Source organism: Thermogutta sp. (assembly GCF_014359955.1).
Lineage (GTDB): Bacteria > Planctomycetota > Planctomycetia > Pirellulales > Thermoguttaceae > Thermogutta.
The window spans coordinates 1-2,760 of sequence record NZ_JACIYL010000616.1 but is presented as its reverse complement, the minus strand read 5'-3'; the positions used below and the strand labels follow the sequence as shown (position 1 = coordinate 2,760).

Sequence of the window (2,760 nt, the reverse complement as noted above, 5' to 3'; positions counted from 1 at the left end):
CCCCTCGGAGGTTCAGTGGACGCCTTCCACGGCGTCCCTCCAAAAGCCGAGTGCCACCCAGCCTACATGACTCTGGCCCGGTGGTAGCCTCTCGATGTTTGATCTTTTGAGATTTCGGCGAATTTGGTAAAACACGTCTGATTTGGCGCACTTACTTGATCAGAACCCCAGCCGATGACAACCCTTTATCACGCGGCTTCGTGAATTCGATACCAGCAAATCGTTTGTCCGTTTATGAAAAACTTCGGGAAGATTCTGAGGTTTGTCATCCGACAGCCCCTGGCGCTACTGGGCGTGAGCGTCACGGCGCTGATTGTCGGGATTTTGTGGGGAGGCAACATATCGGCTATTTATCCCATCGTGGAAGTTGCATTCCGCGGGGAATCTCTTCACTACTGGGTGGATCTGAAAATCGAAGAGTGCCGCAAGGCGGAGCAAGCCATCAAGAAAGAGCTGGCCGCGATGGCCGACTCCCCGAGCAAGGCGCTACCAAACCAGGGAGCTCGGTCGCAGCGGTCGGGACAACCTCCGCATAGCCAGCTTTCCCACCGGGCACGCACACTCGAGGCGGAACTGGCTCAGGTCCAACTCCGGCAGCGCCAGTACGAGTGGCTTCGGCCATGGATCCAGCGTTTCACGCCTCGAGATCCGTTTTCGACACTCTGTTTCATCCTCGGCTGGCTTTTGCTGGGCACGGTGCTCAAGAGTGCCGCACTGGTGACGAATTCCATCCTGGTCGCTCGGGTGGCCCATCAAACGATCCTTCAGCTCCGCCGTCAGCTTTTTGCCCATGCGCTGCGACTGGAACTCAATCGGCCGGGTCAGGAAAGCGCTGCCCAGATGATGAGCCGATTCACCCACGACATGAACGCCATCCACGGGGGATTGACGATCCTGCTTGGCAAGATGACGCGTGAGCCACTAAAAATGTTCGCCTGCCTGGCTGGGGCCGCCTACATTTGTTGGCCGCTTCTCGTTTTCTCTCTACTGGTGGTTCCGCCGGCTGGTTGGGCGATCTGGCGTCTGGGCCGACTTCTCAAAAAGGCCAACCGCAGGGCGATGGAGGAGATGGCCCAGCTTTATGGAACGCTGGAGGAGGCCCTGCGAGCCCTGCCGGTCGTCAAAGCCTTCACCATGGAGCCCTATGAGCGACGACGCTTTTTTGATACCTGTCGTCGCTACTATGTTAAGGGTATGAAGATTGCCATGTACGACGCGCTGACCAATCCGGTCACGGAGGTTCTGGGAATCACCATCATCAGCCTGGCCATGATCGCCGGGGCCTACCTTGTTCTCCATCAGGACGCGAGCTTCCTCGGAATCTCCATTTCCGCCCAACCGCTATCCATGCCGGAACTTGTGCTTTTCTACGCCCTCCTGGCGGGAGCCGCTGATCCGGTGCGGAAACTGTCGGACGTGTTCTCGGGCCTCCAGGCCGCCTTTGCGGCGACCGATCGCGTTTACGCACTTCTGGAAAAGGTGCCGGAAGTTCGCGAAAAGCCGGGCGCTCGATCCATCCCCCGGCACCGGAAACACCTGGTGTTTGACCACGTCTGGTTCGGCTATGTGCCCGATCGGCCAGTCCTTCGCGACATCAACCTCACGATTCCGTTCGGGGAAACGCTGGTCATCGTGGGTGGGAGTGGCTGCGGAAAAAGCACGCTCGTGGGGCTTATTCCCCGGTTCTTCGATCCCCAGCAGGGAGAAATTCGATTAGACGGCGTGCCGCTTCCGGATATCCGCCTGCGATCCCTCCGCAAACAGATTGGCCTGGTAACCCAGGAACCGGTTCTCTTCCACGACACAATCCTCAACAACATCAAGTATGGTTCGCCCCACGCCACCGATGAACAGGCGGTTGATGCGGCACGGGCAGCCCATGCGCATCATTTCATCGAGCAACTTCCCAATGGTTACGACACGGTTCTCGGCCCGATGGGGGCCGGCCTGTCCGGGGGGCAGCGTCAGCGGATCGCGCTGGCCCGGGCGATTCTTCGGGATCCCGCCATCCTCATCCTCGATGAGGCCACCAGTCAAATCGACGTGGAAAGTGAGCAACTCATTCAGGAGGCGCTGGAGAAGTTCATCACCGGTCGGACCACGATCATGATCACCCATCGGCTGAGCTCGATCGGCCTCGCCGATCGCGTGATGCTCATGCAGGACGGCCAAATCGTGGATATCGGCAGCCATGACGAGTTGCTTGCGCGGTCGGCCATGTATCGGCGCTTTCATTCGCTGCAATACGAAGATCTCCGCGCCGCGTGATTCTTCTTGGGTGGGAAAAACGATCAGGACATGTGATCTCACATGGCAGGCTTCCCGCCGGAGAGCAGTCAATTTTGACTAACGATTATGCGGCTTTTGCCAACCCATTGATTCGTTCGGCGAAGGTTCGGCTGCCCCATCTGGGAGAAAGCCCCTCTCTTGTTTCGCTTTCGGCGTCCTCGTGACCGTGGTTTTGGCTGGGTTTCCGAAGCCGCGTCGCCGAGAGTAAAATCGGCTTTAGCGAGGTCCCGCGTGCGGCACCGGCGGCCTATCCGGCAAAATTCGCCCGGAAATCGATTCTCGCTCGGCCGTCATGTGCTCGAAAAATGAACCATCCGCACCGATCTACCGTATCGGTGGGTGAGAATGTCTAGCTGACTGACGCTCAATTTTGCAGTTTTTTGGACAGGCGCAGGCCTTATGACATTTCCCCAAGATGAAGCACCTCTGCTGCTCCTTCAGGATGTCCGCAAGTCGTTCCGAGAGCCGGAC

Annotated in this window: 1 protein-coding gene; it reads left to right on the top strand. The window is 58.3% G+C overall.

Annotated elements, in window-relative coordinates; genetic code table 11:
- Window positions 1-234 precede the first annotated feature (234 nt).
- Window positions 235-2,268 (top strand): ABC transporter ATP-binding protein, encoded by a 2,034-nt coding sequence (locus tag H5U08_RS15050; RefSeq protein WP_297034828.1) that lies wholly within the window; start codon window positions 235-237, stop codon window positions 2,266-2,268.
- The last annotated feature ends 492 nt before the right edge of the window (window positions 2,269-2,760 follow it).

Bases quoted from the DNA above. Each gene is read 5' to 3' on its own strand.
- H5U08_RS15050 (WP_297034828.1), top strand. From the start codon at position 235: ATGAAAAACTTCGGGAAGATTCTGAGGTTTGTCATCCGACAGCCCCTG.